Source organism: Dehalococcoidales bacterium, from assembly GCA_035529395.1.
In the GTDB taxonomy this organism is placed as follows: Bacteria; Chloroflexota; Dehalococcoidia; order Dehalococcoidales; family Fen-1064; genus DUES01.
On sequence record DATKWT010000122.1, the window covers coordinates 22,257 to 39,846 of the forward strand.

General features: G+C 53.4%; 14 protein-coding genes. 9 read left to right on the top strand and 5 right to left on the bottom strand.

Annotated features, from left to right (window positions below; all coding sequences use genetic code 11):
- Positions 1–17: 17 nt before the first annotated feature.
- Genes VMW13_07815 through VMW13_07825 form a run of 3 tightly spaced genes read right to left on the bottom strand, consistent with a single transcriptional unit; the run spans position 18 to position 2,770 of the window.
- Positions 18–665 (bottom strand): SIS domain-containing protein, encoded by a 648-nt coding sequence (locus VMW13_07815; protein ID HUV44720.1) that lies wholly within the window; start codon positions 663–665, stop codon positions 18–20.
- Positions 666–1,781, bottom strand: a complete 1,116-nt coding sequence (locus tag VMW13_07820; GenBank protein ID HUV44721.1) for an NAD-dependent epimerase/dehydratase family protein — start codon at positions 1,779–1,781, stop codon at positions 666–668.
- Between the two features lie 11 nt (positions 1,782–1,792).
- Complete coding sequence (locus VMW13_07825; protein ID HUV44722.1) at positions 1,793–2,770, bottom strand: GHMP kinase; 978 nt, start codon at positions 2,768–2,770, stop codon at positions 1,793–1,795.
- Positions 2,771–2,967: 197 nt separating this feature from the next.
- Here VMW13_07825 and VMW13_07830 point away from each other — a divergent pair, with 197 nt between their 5' ends.
- Positions 2,968–3,819 carry a PHP domain-containing protein gene (locus tag VMW13_07830; GenBank protein ID HUV44723.1) on the top strand — a complete coding sequence of 284 codons (852 nt, stop codon included), beginning with the start codon at positions 2,968–2,970 and terminating at the stop codon, positions 3,817–3,819.
- On the opposite strand, the gene VMW13_07835 is transcribed toward VMW13_07830, so the two are convergent.
- Entirely contained in the window at positions 3,816–4,871 is a 1,056-nt protein-coding gene (locus VMW13_07835; protein HUV44724.1) for an NAD-dependent epimerase/dehydratase family protein, read from the bottom strand. The genes VMW13_07830 and VMW13_07835 overlap by 4 nt on opposite strands.
- 252 nt (positions 4,872–5,123) lie before the next feature.
- Between VMW13_07835 and VMW13_07840 the strand changes: the two genes are divergently transcribed.
- The 7 genes from VMW13_07840 (at position 5,124) to VMW13_07870 (ending at position 13,920) form a co-directional block, all read left to right on the top strand.
- Positions 5,124–5,993 carry a decaprenyl-phosphate phosphoribosyltransferase gene (locus VMW13_07840; protein HUV44725.1) on the top strand — a complete coding sequence of 290 codons (870 nt, stop codon included), beginning with the start codon at positions 5,124–5,126 and terminating at the stop codon, positions 5,991–5,993.
- Positions 5,994–6,032: 39 nt separating this feature from the next.
- Positions 6,033–7,013, top strand: coding sequence for a lysylphosphatidylglycerol synthase transmembrane domain-containing protein (locus tag VMW13_07845; protein HUV44726.1), 981 nt, complete (start codon positions 6,033–6,035; stop codon positions 7,011–7,013).
- A 231-nt stretch (positions 7,014–7,244) separates the two neighbouring features.
- Positions 7,245–8,675 (top strand): 6-carboxytetrahydropterin synthase, encoded by a 1,431-nt coding sequence (locus VMW13_07850; GenBank protein ID HUV44727.1) that lies wholly within the window; start codon positions 7,245–7,247, stop codon positions 8,673–8,675.
- 130 nt (positions 8,676–8,805) lie between these two features.
- Positions 8,806–11,166 carry a 6-pyruvoyl-tetrahydropterin synthase-related protein gene (locus VMW13_07855; GenBank protein ID HUV44728.1) on the top strand — a complete coding sequence of 787 codons (2,361 nt, stop codon included), beginning with the start codon at positions 8,806–8,808 and terminating at the stop codon, positions 11,164–11,166.
- Positions 11,166–11,993, top strand: coding sequence for a hypothetical protein (locus tag VMW13_07860; protein ID HUV44729.1), 828 nt, complete (start codon positions 11,166–11,168; stop codon positions 11,991–11,993). Before VMW13_07855 ends, VMW13_07860 begins: the two co-directional genes overlap by 1 nt.
- Complete coding sequence (xrtG, locus tag VMW13_07865) at positions 11,978–12,589, top strand: exosortase family protein XrtG (protein ID HUV44730.1); 612 nt, start codon at positions 11,978–11,980, stop codon at positions 12,587–12,589. Before VMW13_07860 ends, xrtG begins: the two co-directional genes overlap by 16 nt.
- On the top strand, positions 12,586–13,920 hold the full coding sequence (locus tag VMW13_07870) for a TIGR03111 family XrtG-associated glycosyltransferase (GenBank protein HUV44731.1): 1,335 nt from the start codon (positions 12,586–12,588) through the stop codon (positions 13,918–13,920). The genes xrtG and VMW13_07870 overlap by 4 nt, the downstream gene beginning before the upstream one ends.
- A gap of 107 nt (positions 13,921–14,027) precedes the next feature.
- Here VMW13_07870 and VMW13_07875 read toward each other — a convergent pair whose 3' ends face one another.
- Entirely contained in the window at positions 14,028–15,896 is a 1,869-nt protein-coding gene (locus VMW13_07875; protein HUV44732.1) for a diguanylate cyclase, read from the bottom strand.
- Positions 15,897–16,558: 662 nt separating this feature from the next.
- On the opposite strand from VMW13_07875, the gene VMW13_07880 reads away from it, so the two are divergent.
- Positions 16,559–17,194, top strand: a complete 636-nt coding sequence (locus tag VMW13_07880) for an HD-GYP domain-containing protein (GenBank protein HUV44733.1) — start codon at positions 16,559–16,561, stop codon at positions 17,192–17,194.
- The last annotated feature ends 396 nt before the right edge of the window (positions 17,195–17,590 follow it).

A 17,590-nucleotide genomic window follows, 5' to 3' on the forward strand; every position in this document is an offset into this window, starting at 1 on the left:
ATTGCTCACCATGACTGTTACCGTGTGAGTATGCCGGAATGTGCCCGCACCGCTTCCATAACCTCGGTCTGCTTCTGCCCGGTCTGGCGCAGGCAGGTGGTGATTACGTGCCCTAGCAGGAGGTGTACGTCCTCCACCTGCTCCATGACGTGGTTGTTGACCACGATGGCAATGTCCACCAGCGATGGTAGTCTACCGCCGTCAAATCCGGAGAATCCAATTGTCGTGGCACCCCGTATCCTGGCGGCCTTGACGCCGTTGAGCACATTGGGGGAGTTCCCGCTGCCGCTGATTGCGATGACGACATCACCGGGGTCGGTTATTCCAACTATCCGGGCGGAGAATATGTTTTCGTAATCGGTGTCATTTGCCCAGGCTGTGGTCAGTGGAATGCTATCGTTCAGTGAGAAGGCTCTTAAACCGGGTCTGTCATTACCAGCAGCCCCCTTTGCTAGGTCGCAGGCGATGTGTGAAGCTGTTGCCGCCGAGCCGCCGTTGCCGAATGTGAAAACCCGCTTGCCTTTTTCCCGGGCATCATTAAGGACCTCAACAACCCTGATTATACGGTCGACAGGGAGGTTGCCCAGTGTCAGGGTCATATCAAAGAGATAGGTGTGTATCGCATTAACGGTCCCTCGCTCCGTGTGCCGGTCCTGGTCTGTCATTTACTTCACCGTCCTTACTACCTCAGTCTGCCTCATTACGCGAGAGGCGGCCGCATAAGACTGGTACGGGACCTCGGGCTGGGCCTGTGCCCATTCCACGTACTCCCGGATGATTCGTTCCAGCGGTGTATTCGATTCCCAGCCGAGGTCTGTGAGGCTTGAGCTGTCCGATATCGTGTGGCGGCTGTCGCCAAAGCGGAACTGACCGGGAATCTCCGGGGGGATGTTCCTGCCGGTGATGCTGAGCAGTATCCGTGCGTATTCCAGTACAGTGATGGGATTGCGCCCGCCGACGTTGAAGGCACGGTAGTCGGCGGCTTCATTCTCCATGACAAGCAGGTTTGCCCGAACAATATCACCGACATAGGCGTAGTCGCGCAACTGCCCGCCATCTTCATAGACGACTGGCGGCAGGTTCTCCAGCAGCCGGATGGTGAAGCTCCGCAAGATGCCGGAATAGGCGTTGTAGAAGCTCTGGCGCGGTCCCTGGGTGATACTGTAGCGCATGGCCACGGTGGGAATCCCATATTTCCTTCCCAGGGTCAGTGCGTATAGCTCCTGGCAACACTTAGAGACTGCGTACTGGTTGTGGGGGTTGGTGTGCGACTCATCGAGGAGCTGGGGTATCATTGGTTCCCCGCAGACGGCGCATTTCACCTCCCAGTCGCTACATTCCAGTTGTTCCAGTGTGCGGGGTGGGGGGTACTGCACTCCGTGCTCTTCACAGGAGTACTTCCCTTCACCGTAGACCGCCTGCGAGCTGGCCAGTACCACCTTCTGCACCGGCAGGTGCTGGTTGACTATAATCTCGTAAAGAAGCGCCGTACCAACGTCATTCACGGAGGCAAAGGTGCTGAAGTCGGTCAGGTAGTCCTGGTAGGCTGCCATGTGAAACACCGCGTCAATGCCCCGCAGCGCCGTCACCATGTCGTTCCGGTTGCGAACATCGCCCAGAATGAACTCCGCGTCGTCCGGTATGTAAGCAGGTTTGCGTCCGTCCGGATGGACGGGGGATGCCAGATTATCCAGGATACATACCCGGTGCCCTCTCTCCAGCAGGAGGTCAACGGTGTGAGAACCAATGAAGCCGGCACCACCGGTAACCAGTACTCTCATATCATTACCACCTAGTTCCTGTAGTTGAAAATAACCTTGCTGCCGTCGTTGTGAAAATGGAAGGGGAACTCGCGTAGTTGTCCCAGACTGGCGCGCACGTCATCTCGCTTTGCTACGGGGCAGTAGAGAAGGAGGAAGCCCCCACCGCCGGCACCGGCAACCTTGCCGCCAATAGCCCCGGCCTTTCTTGCCATCCGGTAGACGTCATCGATATCGCTGTTCGTAATCTTGCTGGATAGTTGCTTCTTGAGGGTCCAGCCTTCGTGCAGTAGCTCGCCGAACTCATTGAAGGCTCCGCTCATAAGGGTCTGCTTTGCCTGGAATGCGAGCCTGGTCAACTCCTTGAGTAAGTCCATTCTCTCGCTGATGTTCGCCTTCTGTTCGGTGAGGATTTCACTCGACTGCCGGGTGCGGCCGGTGTAGAAGAGGAGGAGGTTTTCATTCAGCTTCCGCTTGTACTCCCGGCTGATGCCGACCCTGTCTGTCTTGACAATATCCTTAAGGAAGGAGATAAACCGCATGTTGCCGTATGCAGAGATGTACTGGTCTTGCTTGCCGATGGGCTTGCCCAGGATGTCGATTTCAATTTGACAGGCCTGCCTGGCCAGGTCCTCGGCGGTTACGGAGTTGCCCCGGTAGGTGTGAAGCGCCTGTAGCAGTCCCACGGTAATGCTGCTGGACGAGCCTAGTCCGGTGCCTTCCGAGGGGATGTCGGCCATAGTGGTTATCTCGACGCCGCTCTCCACGCCGGTCATCCTCATTGCTTCCCGGATTAGCTCGTGCTCGATGTCATCCACGCGGCTGACGATTTCTTTTTTGGAGTAGTTGAGGTATATCATATCGTCAAACCGCTCTTTGACGATGACGAAGGTGAACTTGTCTATTGCCGAACTGAGAACGGCACCGCCGCCGTTCACACTGTAGAAGTCCTCGAAATCGGTCCCGCCGCCAAGAAAGCTCAGTCGGAGTGGAGTCTGCGCAATTATCATCTATGACCCCCGGTATGTTTCTGCGTTGTCGTCAGCATAAGGCTATGTCCCGCCATGTGAGACAAGACTATTCTCACACGTTGGAAGGTCCTAAGTAAGAACCCACTGAACCAGAAGATGGGGCCATTAAGGCAAAGACAACACAGGCCAGATGGCTCGAATTGCATGGGTTCCGGTGAGTCGTAGGTATCAGGATAATGGTACCAGGGGGTCATGGTTGTGGTGATTTTGGCTCTCCCGGCGGCCTGCGGCGCCAGCCGGAAGCGTGGAATCCAGCCGGGCACGCGGATTCTGACGAGGCTCGGGCATTGATGAGCAGTGACGAGAGTACTATAATCAGCAGAGAGCGATTCCTGATGGAGAATCCTAGCGTGGACATGTCAGTGAGGAAAGCGATAAAGATAGACCTGCACATCCATTCCAGGTATTCTTCCGATGGTTGCCTTGAACCTGTGGAGATAGTGAAGATTGCCCGGAAGAAAGGGCTGGGCGGTATTGCCGTCACTGACCACAATACCATCAGGGGTGGAGTGGAAGCTAAGAAATATGAGACAGAGGATTTCAAGGTTATCGTTGGCTCGGAAATAATGACCGGCCAGGGTGAAATAACAGGGCTGTTCCTTACTGATGAAATAAAGACGGGCACTGTCTCCGAAGTAATAGCTGAAATCAGGAAGCAGGGGGGACTGGTCTGTGTACCTCATCCCTTTGATAAGCTCAGGCATTCAGCTTTTCGTATTACACCCGCTTACGTTGACCTGGTAGATGCCATAGAGTGTATGAACTCCAGGTGTGTGTTCCCGCGGTTCAACCGGGAAGCTCTTGAGTTCGCTACCAGGCATCATTTAGCACGCGTGGGTGGCAGTGACGCTCATTACGCAAGTGAAATAGGGCTCGGCGGGATAATCACTCACTCTGACGACATTAGAGAAGCCATCATGCATGGTGAGGTCGAGTTGTTCGGTAAGCGCTCACCTTTGATGAGCCATGTTAGAACGAAAATCGGGAAATACCGCAGGAAACTAAGCTCTCGTATAGTGAGACCTTAAAATAAATGTTTCACCAGTTTCAATATGCCCTGGTCCCAGGCAACGCGGTGACTTACACCGGTTTCAATCCGGCGCGTCTTATATTCATCCAGGTACCAGCGGTAGGTGTCAATCCATACATCGGCGGTAGTTTTACGAGCGGACCAGCCCAGCTGGCTTTGCAGTTTATCCACTGACACATAATGGTCTTTACCAGCGGTTTCATAGACCCATTCGTAGAGCGGCGAGAGATGGAAGCGCTCCAGCACTTTCAGGACCGGTATCACCAGCCACGAGGGAATAGGCTTAACGCGCTTGCCAAAGCCTGCAAAGTCCAGTAATGCCTGCAAGTCTTCCCGCATTGTCTGGAACTGCGTGGCACCGACATTGTATGTATCATTGGCCTTGCTAACCGGTGCTGTGCTGACAAGGTAAATTGCCTCCACAAGGTCATCGATGTGCAGTAGCTGATATCGGTTACGTCCGGAGCCGATGATGGGGATGTTCCTGCCATCCCTGACCCAATCACATAAAATCTGGAAAACACCCAGGCGCTGCGGCCCGGCGAAAGTCTTGGGTCTCAAGACAGGGACACATAGTCCTTTCTCTCTAAAGCTGAAGCAGGTAGCCTCGGCGGCGATTTTGCTTTCTCCGTAGGGCCCCACTCCCTGTACCGGATACTCCTCCGTTACCGGATGTTCTTCGGGAATCCCATAAACGGCGGTTGATGAGATGAAAACAACCCGCGGCACGGCAAGGTCGAGTGCGGTTTGCAGAATCATGTCTGTACCGTCAACATTGATGGAATAAATCTCTTCTCTCGACCAGAGGGGGAGGGCGGCGGCGCTGTGGATGACGGTATCCACGCCTGCCATGGCTTTCGCCATCAGTTCCCGGTCCCGTATGTCTCCTTTGAGAAAGGTAATCTCTTCCTGCAAATCGGGGTAATCAAAGTCGGCAATATCGACACCGGTAACCGCGCAGCCTTTCTCTACAAGACACCTGCAGGTGTGATAGCCCAGAAAACCAGAGGCACCGGTAACAAGATAACGTAATTTTTTACCTGTTTTCAGTCTACTAAGGCCTCTTTAATACTGGTGAAAACATGCACTCCGGACAGTATTCTGCTGGTATTATCGAGTAGCTTCACCAATGTCATTCTAAGGAAGGTGAGATATACTGTCAACTTCAAGGCTTGTTTGTAACCCTGCTTATACTGTGCTCGCCTGGCGGCCTGACTCACACACCTTCTCCTCCATTAGCTTCATGGACAGCCTGCCAGATTCATGTATAATGGTAGCAATATCAGGTATTAAGGTGACAAGATGGTTTTTGCTAGAGATGTGTTGATTTCGCTGCGCCCCAAGCAGTGGTACAAAAACAGCCTTCTTTTTGTCTGTCTTGTTTTTGCCGGTCATCTTCAGAACGCCTCAATGTGGACCACACTGCTGCTGTCAGCGGCATTTTTCTGTCTGCTCACCAGTTGTGAGTATATTATCAATGATATATTTGACAGGGAGAAAGACAGTAAGCACCCCGTGAAAAAGAACCGTCCGATTGCTGCCGGAAGAGTGGGTGTGCGGACGGGAATTCTCATTGCATCGGCACTCGGAACCATAGCGCTGGTCGGCTCTTATTTCATGGTGAACTTCAACTTCTTTTGCATTGCCGCGGGTTATCTGGCGCTGCTTCTTCTCTATACCCTTGTCCTCAAGCACATAATTATTGCCGACGTGATAACGATTGCCATGGGGTTTGTTATTCGCGCAGTGGCCGGGTGTCTGGCGATAGATGTGACTATTTCTCCCTGGCTGATTATTTGCACCTTCTTGCTGGCGATGTTTCTGGCGTTGGAGAAACGCTGGGATGAACTGGTACTGCTGGCCGACGATGCTGAAGACCACCGCCCGACATTGTCCCAGTACTCTACCACACTACTGGAGCACTTCACGACGATTACTGTCGCCGCTACCATCGTGGCTTACCTGATGTATACTACCCTGGCTCAGCACTACGCTACGATGCTGACCGCACCCTTTGCCATCTACGGTCTTCTCCGCTACATGTACCTGGTCCATTATAAAAAACAGGGTGGTGACCCGGTTGTCCTCTTCCGGGATAAAGCCCTGATGGTTAATCTGGCAATCTGGGGTCTGCTGATGTTGGTAATGAGCCTGCGGGGAATTCTGGTCTAGTATCATACCGGTAATATGCACCGGGCAAAGCCAAAAAGTATGACCGAATTGAAATCCGACATAGCTGAGGAGAATCCTCCCGGCAAGTTCTGGCGCAGGATTGTCATCACAGTTCTGGGCGGTATCATCGTCTACGTTGCCCTGTCTTTCTATGCAGACTTTTCCGCCGTGGTCAATACGCTGGCCGGTTTTCGCTGGCACCTGGTTCCCGTCGTGCTGGCCCTGACCCTGCTGAATTACCTGCTCAGGTTCGTGAAATGGCACTATTACCTGCATGTAATCGACGTATCTATCGGTGCCAGGGAAAGCCTGGTGATTTTTTTGAGCGGGCTGTCAATGTCGGTGACGCCGGCAAAAATGGGGGAAGTATTCAAGTCCTATCTGCTGAAACGCCGTACAGGCACGGAGATAAGCCGCACGTTTCCCGTAGTCCTGGCGGAGAGGATTACTGATGTACTCGGTCTGCTGATCCTGGCATCAATCTCCTTTTCTTTCTTCCAGTACGGCATAGAGGTCCTGCTGGCAGTGCTGGCGGTGCTGCTGATGCTGATAGTAACCCTGCAATCGCGGCGTATCTGCTTGAGACTGATTTCCCTCTCGCAGGGGTTGCCGCTGCTGCGAAAGCTGTCTGGCAGCCTGAAGACCGGCTATGAGAGCGCTTACAGTCTTTTTCGGTGGCAACCTCTGCTGACAGCACTGGTAATCAGCGTTGTCTCGTGGGGGTTTGAATGCCTGGCACTCTACTTCGTGCTGGAGGGTTTTGGCATCAGCGCCTCGGTGCTGATGAGCACCTTCGTCTTCTCCTTTTCTTCGCTGGCAGGAGCCGTATCCCTGATACCGGGGGGGATGCTGGTAGCGGAAGGGAGTATTACCGGCTTACTCGTTCTAAACGATATCACCAGGGATATTGCCGCCGGGGCTACCATCATTATCCGCTTCAGCACGCTGTGGTTCGGTGTCATACTGGGTATCTTCACACTGCTCTATAGTGGATTCAAAGCCAGAATCAGGAGTACATGACCTCGATATCCCGCCGTTACCATCCGGACCATCTCAGGGATGTGGCTCCCACAAGAAGACTACCCGGAACCCCGGGATACCGAACGGGGATTTTTATGAAAGCTTTACGATATCTTTACGCAATGTTTATATTCTTTATGGTTAATTTTCACCCTGGTATGTTCTAATAAAGGTGGGAGAGTATACTTATTATGTTCGAGGATACACCACGCGTTCGTTAGAAGTGCATGTATGGATGGAAATGTTGGCCACCTGGTGGATAGCGTGAAGTCCGTTATCAGGCATGGTATGACGTCGGTCTTTAAGCATAGAGGACTGACTGCAAACTGGCGCCTGTGGCTGCTGGCGTGCGTGATGATAGCCTTTATCGTTGTCATGACAATCGACCTCGCCAATGCTGAAGTCAACTCTGCTCGCACCTTCGCCCAGATACTCCTGTTCTTCGTTACTGCCCTGCTCGTCACGGCGCAATACGGCTTCTGGTGGGGCCTGTTCACTTCATCCGTGCTCGGAATCTTCATCGTTTGGCGCATACTTGGCAGTGATAATCCGGGTGACTACCTGCCCCTTTTCGCCGGGCTGATGGTAATACTTTTTACCATTTGCTGGTTGCTTGACCAAACGGACAGGGCGCGGAAGCAAATGGGGGATAGCACTGATATCCTCAAACAGCAGGCAGACAGGCTTGTCGAACTGCTAGATGGCCGCTCGCAGGTAGAAACAGCCATGATGTTCTCGGAAGGCAGGTTACGGGTGATACTGAAAGCGCTTGAGGGTTGGCAGCAACAGTGGGCACAGGTAAAAGATACTGAGGCCCTGAGCTCTATCCTGACACAGTCCATGGTCATGCTGCGGAAGGTGGTTACCGATATCGATGAGCAGGGCAAAGCAGGCCCAGTGGCAGTAGAGCCGATGCCTGATGAATCTACCAGCACACTGGTCGTATCGCCGTTTCACAGCCTGGCGCTTGTGGAGCTATATAGCCGGCTACTTGAAGAACTGCCGAATATCAGGCACTGCGTTCTGGACACCTTTGCAGAGGTCACAGCAACCTTTCGAATTTACGGCCCGGATGCCGCTCAGTTGTCCAAAGCACTGTTGATAATGAGATACCCCCAGGCGGACAGCATCAGCATGCGTGACGACCAGGTGCAGGTGGTGCTCAAAGAGGGTCTGGTGCCATCGGCGGTCACTACCGGTGACAGGGGAACCGGTGCTGTACCGGGTGTACGGGCACCTTCGGAGGAGCTTCCGTACGAACTCGGTGTAGACGTGTTTTTCAACGCACGGCACTACGTGATGACGAGTGGGAATCGTGGTCCGGTGCATTCTCATAGCTGGCGGGTACAGGCGAGACTGGTCAGTCGTGATGTTACCAGTGAGGGTATCACGATTGGTTTCGCCGAAGCCAAGGAAGTGGTCCAGCAGCAGGTCAGCCGGTTCGATGGGGATATCCTGAATGAAATGGAACAGTTTCGAGAGATACAGCCCACTACGGAGAATGTCGCCATGGTCCTGTATGACGGCATCAAAGAAGCAGTCAGGCCGCTCACGGTCAGGCTGACCTCGGTGTGTGTATGGGAGAGCCCTACTAATTATGTGGTGTATTCGGGGAGCAGGGATGTCACGCCTGTGGAATCGGCTGCAAGCCATACTGAATAGGCCAGGCGTTCGCTTTTTTCTTGCTCTTCTGTTAATGGTGGGGGTGGCGTTAAGTGTCTACCATAACCTGCTTTTCCCTGCCGATGCTTTAGAGAAATATCCCTGGTCTTCAGACGGGTGGGGTCACCTGATGAAGGCCGACTTCCTCAGCCAGCAAATTGAAATGGGAAACGCTTATCCTGAACTTTTCCCTGGCTGGTATAACGGTGTTCAGCTATTAAGATACTATGCCCCGCTGCCATATTATGCACTCGTCGGTGTCTTCAGGATTACGGGGGACATCTTTATTGCCGGGAACTGGTTTCTTTTTCTCTGCGGTCTTTTCGGTGCTGCTTCCTTCCTGCTCTACCGTAAGTGGATGGGGTGGCTGCCTGCTTTCCTCGGTGGAGTACTGTTTCTGCTCCTGCCCGATAATCTGCGAGTCGCCTTTGCCGAGGGTAATATCCCCCGGGTAGTGGCCACGGCACTACTGCCGCTGACGGTCTATTTCCTGCTCAGCGTATTGCAGAACGAAAAACGTGTTTACCATTTGCTCTGTTTGACACTACTGGTAGCACTGATAACGCTGTCCCACGCCATGATGGCGGCTATCTTCGCGGTCTGCATGGGTCTCTTCGTCATTATCTACTGGTTCATGGCGCGCACCACCCCGGCAGTAGCAGGTAAATCCCTGGGTGGCATAGCCTGCGGGGTGCTTCTGGCCAGCTGGTGGCTTATTCCCAGTCTGGTGGGCGGCATTGCCGAGATTGACCAGGCTGCCGCCAGTGAATCCGTGGCCCGGATTCCGCTTATCATGTCTCTCAATCCCCTGACCCGCCTTGCCAATAAGGAAGCCTTCTATCTTGGCGTGTCGCTTATTATCGGTATTGGCGTGTTTCTCTACTTCTGGCGCCGCATTACGCCGATGGTAAAAAGCTGGATGCTGGTTGGTATCTTTGCCACACTGCTGGGTTCCACACTGGTATCCGGTATCTATCAATTCATGCCGATGTCACATCTCCTCTGGCCCATCCGCTTTATAAGTTTTGGTGGGTTCGCTCTGGTACTGGGGCTGGCATTCTTCGGTGCCTGGCTCCTGGAAACGATGCGGCCCCGGGTCTGGTACCTGCGGCATGTTGCCTTTGCCGCCCTGGCAGTGATACTGATTTTAGATTTTGCTCCTTCCACGATTCTGGCGGTGGGACGTACCGTTCCCGACGACCTGCTGGAGGTCTCCGGGCAACTCAGCGAACTGGAGGGGTGGCGCGAGGCTACCCTTGACCTGAGTCGGTTCGGTTCGGCCCCTTCCTACCTGGTGACGGCGGTCGGGGGCCGGGAGCAGGTATTCGGCTGGGCCTACCAGGGCTGTGCCACCGTGCCGATTATCGCCAGCATTAATTCCGCCTTTGAGGAAGGCTATGACGCCTACGCAGTTGATCGTCTGGACCGTCTGGGTGTGGATGACGTCATTCTGCTGAAGGGAATCAGCATATCGGAGACTGTCCAGACCAGCTTGCCCAACCATGGCTATCAGCTGGTGTATGATGGCTCCAGGGTGAGTCTATACCACAAGGATGGTGTGCCGCGGGCTTCCGAACTGGGACATGGTATTCTGGGGATTGGAGATGGGACTTACAACCTGGCACTACTATTCCCGCAGACGGAAGCGGGTAAATCGGCCTATGTAGATGATTACGAGCTTGATTTCCTGAAGCAATATGACTGCGTTGTCCTTTCTCGATTTAACTGGCACAATAAGTCCAGGGCAGAAGCATTAGTGACCGCCTATGCCGGGCAGGGTGGCAAGCTCGTAATTGACCTGACCGGTTCGCCTCTGGATATCCTGGCAAAGGAACCGCGTTTCCTCGGTGTCTACGGGGAGCCGGTTAGTATACTCTATCAGGCTATACTGCATACAGACGGCAGGGAAGAACCGCTGCTGCCTTTCCGCGCCGATTGTCTACCCTGGCACTCCTTCACGCCGCAGGGTCTTGATGAGGTGATGGTAACCTTCCCGTATGCCGGTGTCGATGGTATTGCCCTGGGTTACAAGACGATAAATGGTGGCCGCGTGACTTTTCTGGGGCTGAATCTTATCTATCATGCGATTCTAACGGACGACCCTGTGGCCATCCGCCTTTTGGAAGATGAGCTCGGTATGGCTACCGAATCCGTCGTGGAACGCCGGTCAATTATCCTGGAAGATTACCGTGCGGCTGAGGATGGCTACCGTTTCAGTATCGAGCTGGCGAAGGAGACCGATATTGTCGTCCCGGTAGCTCACCATGACGGCACCGTAGTAGAGATAGACGGTGTGGCAGTGCCTACGGTATCTATTGACCACATGGTGTCTTTCACGGCGCCGGAAGGCCAGCACAGCATCTATATCACCGTTATGGGCGTACCAGCGGAGACCATTGGTAAAGTAATCACCGGTGTGGGTATACTTGGTTTGGTACCCCTCCTGGCTGGTAGGAGACGCCTGCAGCGTTTCCTGGGGAGGCGAAGCTAATGAGAAAGGGAATACCGGGCGTTTGCCGGATACTACTGGCCACCATCCTTACCGTGGCTCTTATCACGACGATGTTTGGCATCACCCCGGGTGCTGCCTATGCAGCTGCGCCGGTGATTACGCTTGATAGCGATTTCTCTGACTGGACCGGGCAGATGTACATCACCGACCCAACAGGTGATGCCACTGATGGTGACAAGGATATCACCGCTTTCTACTGGGCGAACAACCCTGATGACGAGATGTGTTACTGGATGATAGCCCGGGTAAATTCAACAAAAAATGTGAACTATCAGGTGCAATTTGATGCCAACAACGATGGTGATTTTGCTGATCATGTTGACCGGTTGGTAGAAGTGGATTACAAACCGATGAATGACGATAGCAAGGTGACCGTAACCGTGCTATATGCGGACAACGGTAGGAAGATAAGCGAGACCAATAACAATGACTGGGGTGAATCCAAGAATGAAGGTGCCAGCAAAGTGGAGTTTGGCGCAAGCTTTGAAGACCTCGGCATCAGCATCGGGCAGACGATAAGGATGTACGGTATCAGCTATATCGGCAAGTGCTACGGCGGGGATGTATACAGGAATGACGGAGATGAGGGAGATGAGGGAGATGAGGATGATGAGGATGAGGACGACCCAGGTCTTCGGGGGGAGAGCAAGAATAGCTGCCACATCAGTGACCGCGTACCGGATAGCGGAGATGTCCAGTGGGCACCTGTTCCCGTACTGGGATACCCGCTACTGGTGGCGGTGATGATGCTGGGAGGAACGGCTATCTGGTATTTCACCGGGAGGCGCAGGTGGAGCTCTCTGTAATAGTCTCTCTGGCGGCAGTCTGGTTGCTGGTAGTATACTTCTTCTACCGGAACCGTATCTGGCTGCTATACTACCTCGTCGGGGCTATCGGCCTTGCTTTCATCATCATTTTCGTGGGCAGGGCTTTCTTCCTGGAAGCGGCCATGGAGCAGGTCGTGGCGCAGACAGTGCACCAGATATGCAAGCTGGCGGGCATCCCGACAAAGATATTCGAGTCGGCACCGGGGGCATTGCTGGTGATGGTTATTGCGCAGGACATTGGCTGGACGGTAATACAGATAGGCATTGAGTGCTCCGGGTTGCTGGAGACCTCCGCCATGCTGGGTATGGTGCTCTTCTACCCCGGATGGTCATGGGGTAAACGGTTAATCCTGACAGCTATCGGCGTTATTGCCATTTACTTCGCCAACATCATACGCCTTTTCTTCATCGTGGAAATACTCCATCACGGCGGGAAGGATACCATTTTCATTTCCCATACCATTGCCGGAAGGGCAATATTCTTCATTATTGTGGTCGGTATTTACTGGTTTGTCATCACGCGTCCAACTCTGAGTACAATACGCAACAAACTCCGCAAGGAGATGGCAGTATGACCGATACCCTGCTTTCCTTTTTGCTGTTCTGGGCGATATGGTTACTTGTGCCGCTTGCGATTGACGGCACCACAGCGCTGGCCTATTTTATCAGCGTCTGGCGGTCAGAGCGTCACAAACTGCGGCAGCGCCTGGCTGTCGAGCAGACTTACTTCCCGCTGGTGAGTATACTAATACCGGTACATAATGGCGCACCCTATCTGCAGAAGTGTATTGAATCAATCAGGCTGCAGTCCTATCCCCATGAAAAGCTGGAGATTTTCGTGGTGGATAATATGAGCGATGACGGCAGCTTCGATGTTTTTAAGGTGGAGCAAGACAAGCCTTTCAAAGGCAGCCTGCAGTGGGTCTCCATACCCAGGCGCGGTAAGGCATATGCACTAAATGCCGGCATACATATGACTCGCGGGGAGTATATCGCCAATATTGACTGCGATATCAGGATGCACACGGACGCGGTGCTGAATATGGTAAAGGCTTTCACCGCCGACCCTGAGCTTGCTGCTGCTACCGGCAGCGTGGAAATACTACCACATAACGGTAATGGCTCTGACCCCTTCCGGCACCTGCTCGCCGAATGCGAATTCATGGAGTATTTCACCAGCTTTCACGTTGGGCGCCAATACCAGAGCAATGTGAACAGTCTGTTCACGCTGGCGGGGGCGTATTCCATGTTTCGCCGCGATATATTGCTGCGAACATTCCTTTATGATAAACAGACGGTATCCGAGGATACCAAGATGACCTTTGACCTGCATAAAATCTTCAGTAAAATGAAAAAGAAGTGTGTGGGAGAAGCAGTGGTCTATTCGGAACCTACACCCTCGCTATCCGCATTCTATTCGCAGAGAGTCCGCTGGCAGCGGGGGCAACTCGAAGTAGTCTCGCTTTTCCCTGAATTTGTGCACACTCCCTTTCATCTCCATGGGCTGGCGTCATCAAAATCGATGGTCGTAGACCATACGCTCGCTTTTGCCCGCGCGGTATGGACATTCCTCCTGCCTATGTTGTATTTCCTCGGGTACTCGATGGGCATGGTATTCACCGCCAATGTAGTAATGTACGTCTGTTACATAGGTGTGGAGGTAGCTTACTACATTACTGCCCTTATGCTTGCCGATAATGTCGTCAGAAAGCGGTTGCGGCACAACTGGTGGCTCTGCGCCGTGCTGCCCATGTACCGGTTTATCCTCTTCTGGTTCCGCTTCGGCGGTTTCCTTTCCGTCCTTACCGAGCCTGCGGAATGGAAAGTGAAAGACCCTGTCGCCCAGGTACGTGAGGGCTTACACCAGTTGCGTCAGGACCTGGGCCGATGGCGGTTTATACGGTAGTGTGAGATAATCAACCGGCTTTTGCGATAAGGGGACTCTGCCTGGTACGCCCGTCACACAAGGCGAGAGGGGACAGAGCAGTGCTTGTTGCGACTGGGACGACGTCACTATGAGGATTGGGGTGGCACTACGGTAGTTACCGGTGAGGTTGCCAGGCACACCCGATTCTTGCCGGCTCTCTTGGCTTCGTACATGGCTTCGTCTGCCTTCTTGAGCAGACCTTCGGCACTGGCAGCATGGGACGGATATGAAGCTATCCCGATACAAACACTGAATCCCACCTCCCGGTCGTCCATCCGTATCCGGGAAAGGTGCGCTTCTGACCATAGCCTTTGCCCGACTTCGCTAGCGCCAACCAGGTCTGTGTCGGGCGTTAGCACCACAAACTCATCGCCCCCCAGGCGGGCGGCTACATCCGCAGCTCTGGCCCTGGTTTTGATAATCCTGGCCAGTTCCTTCAGCAGGACGTCACCCTGGTCATGGCCAAAACGGTCGTTGACAGTCTTCAGGTCATCCACGTCAATCATTATCAGCGATACAGCGGTCTTATTCCTCTTCGCACGGGCCAGTTCCCGCCGTATTTGCTCCATCAGGTACCTGCGGTTATAAAGACCGGTGAGACTGTCGGTGAAGGCAACTTCCACAGCCCTCTCATACATCTGTGCGTTCTCAATGGCGACGCCTATCTGACTGGCAATTGAACCAAGTAGCCGCAGGTCTCGCTCTACAAAGTCTCGTGAATCATGGCTGCCCATGCAGATTGTCCCCAGTATCTTCTCTCTCGCTATTATAGGTACAGAATAGAGTGAACGAAGCCCCATACTCTGCAGCACTATCAGGTCAGACTTCATGCCGGCCGAGGTATCGCTCAATATGACCGCTTTCCCCGAAAGTGCCGCCCGACCTGCAAAGCCCTTGCCGAGTTTCATTCTCGCCATCTTGTACACAGAGTTGGCAGAGAACCCGTGGTGAGCTTCCAGCACCAGTTCATTGGTCTGTTCATCAAGCAGGTGTATCCCTGCCGCTCTTACCTGGATGGCTTCGGTTATACTCTCCAGCACACCCTGTAGCAGTTCGGCCAGATTGAGGCTCTGCCCCAGCTTGGTGCTAATCTCCAGCAGTGTCTCGATTTGGTCGGTGTATTCCCGGGACGTGGCCTCGGCAATCTTTCGTGTAGTGATGTCCATCAATGTGCCCAGCACTGCCCTATTCCCGCCGTATTCGATTGATGTGACTCGTTCCGAGACCCAGAGAGTTTCCGTGTCCTTCTTAAGCACCCTGAACTCGTAGGGAAGATTGCTATGGCCCTTCAGGGACGCTATCGCCTTCGCTCTGGCCTCCTCTTTATCCTCGGGATGAATGAGGTCGGTAGAGCGCATCCCTAGCAACTCATCGTTCGTATAGCCCGATATCTCTACCATGACACGATTGACGTATGTGAAACGTCCATCCTGCACAAGGTATATCACTGTGGCCGCCGACTCTGTCATCCCTCTTAATAATTCCTCGCCCTGCCGCAGTGCTTGTTCCGCTTTCTTTCTCTCTGTTACGTTGGCGATTACGCCTATCGAACCGGTCACCTCTCCATCCGGCCCCTTGAATACGCTCAGCGAGAGGTCAACATCGATGATTCCCCCGTCCTTCCTGATAACTCTGGTCTCCATGTGGTGCTGCATACCTTTTCGCCTGGCATTCTGCGACCCTATTCTCCGCCACTCTTTCTCCGGGTAAAGAGACCGGACAGGCCGCATGTGCAGGTCAGCGGCATCCATCACCAGCAGGGACTCGGCAAATTTGTTCCAGAAGACTATGTTCTCATTCTCATCAGTTACTATTATGGCCACCGTCGAGTTCTCAAAGATAGTCCGGTAGTTTTCCTCGGTTAGCAGCGGGTGTCCACTCGGTCTCTTGCTGCCGGTGGATTCACCGGCCGCTGCCTGCGTCTTGCCTCGCACTAACCTGGATTTATTTGCCATACCTCATTCCCTCAATGTGCAGCCAGCGTGTTACCCTGATACGCCTGTAAATTGTCGCCCAGAATTGCCCCGGCTTACCACATGACAAACCCACTCCGGGCAAGAACCAAACTACCACATACCAGGCATTTCTTCAACCTCCTTGTCACCAAAGAGCGTTATCGGTCGTCAGGTACGAATAATCAACAGCACACGAGCAGTCATAATATAATGAAAATTGCCAACCTCTGGAGCGGCGCGAGTCTTCCCTCCCGAAATGACACCTGACAGACGTCCTCAGGATTCTATTACCGACTGGCTGTCGGGTGCAATGTTGACCTGGTTCAGAGAAAATATCCATTTGGCTCTCGTTTGTTGCCTCTCTACGCCTTATAGCCAGTGTAGATTGTAAGATAGTATGAGTTTAGAGTCTGCCGGGATGACTGGTTTATTGCACGTTGGGAAAGTGAAACGTGGTAGCCAAAGTCGGGTCGGCGTGAAGCAATATGCAAGCGGCAACTGATGAATCGAGATGGGGAATGTTGGGTTGACATTTTCCCATAGCGCTTGCTTTTAGGGTTTTAATTGGCACCACTGCCGTATAATGAGCGAAGGACTGCAGCTTAGACGTGTTCGGGTATGCAGTGAAATTTACGAGCCCGGCGCAGGTAACGGAGGATAACGTGAGAAGCGCCCTTGCCTATGAAAGCATCCGGCAGAAACACGGTGAACTGCTAGGGGCTATGGACGGAATCATCCATGCCATGTCAGTGGTGGTGGAAACACGAGACCCATATACCGCCGGCCACCAGAAGCGGGTAGCCGTTATTGCCTGCGCCATCGGGAGAGTGATGGAGCTCTCCGAGTGGGATATAGAAGGCATACGTATTGCCGGACTGCTCCACGATATCGGCAAGCTGGCAGTACCCGCCGAGATCCTCACCAAGCCGGGCAAGATCAACACCACCGAGTTGAGCATCATCAAGAGCCACTCACAGGTGAGCTACGACATCCTCGAACTGATAGAATTCCCCTGGCCGGTGAAACAGGCCGTTCTCCAGCACCACGAAAGACTGGACGGTTCAGGCTATCCTGATGGCCTGTCCGGTGACGACATCATTATCGAGGCAAAGATATTGAGCGTGGCCGACGTCGTGGAGGCAATCTCATCTCACCGGCCCTACCGTCCCGCTCTCGGTCTGGAGTACGCCATGAGAGAAATTATCAAGCAGCGCGGTATCCTCTTCGACCCGAGGGTGGTTGATGCCTGCCTGAAGCTCTATGAAGAGAAGGACGCTGACCTGGAGCAGCTCCAATAACCTACCACAGTTGGTAAACAGACTGCGGGAAAGCTGGCCTGAGAGATACCAGAATTCGTGACCTGCAGCACAACCACCACCAATCCCTCCCTGGTAATAACCATCCCGCTCGGGTCTGCCTCCGGGACAACTCGCCCTATCTTGATTACGTCTGGAGCAAGTTCTCCATCTTTTCCTCGGGGCTTTTTAGCTTCCTCTATTATGTCTGTGTTCTGAATCACCACAAGCCTCCTCGCGGTGTCCGTCAGAGGTTAGCGATTATTATTAGGGTGATAATAATATTGACAACACCTCACAACAATTGTAAAATAATTATACGATGCCTGGCTTGAAAATAACACAAGTGCAATCCCAGCAAATGCGGCAGGAATTAAGACAGATCCTCCGCATAGAGCA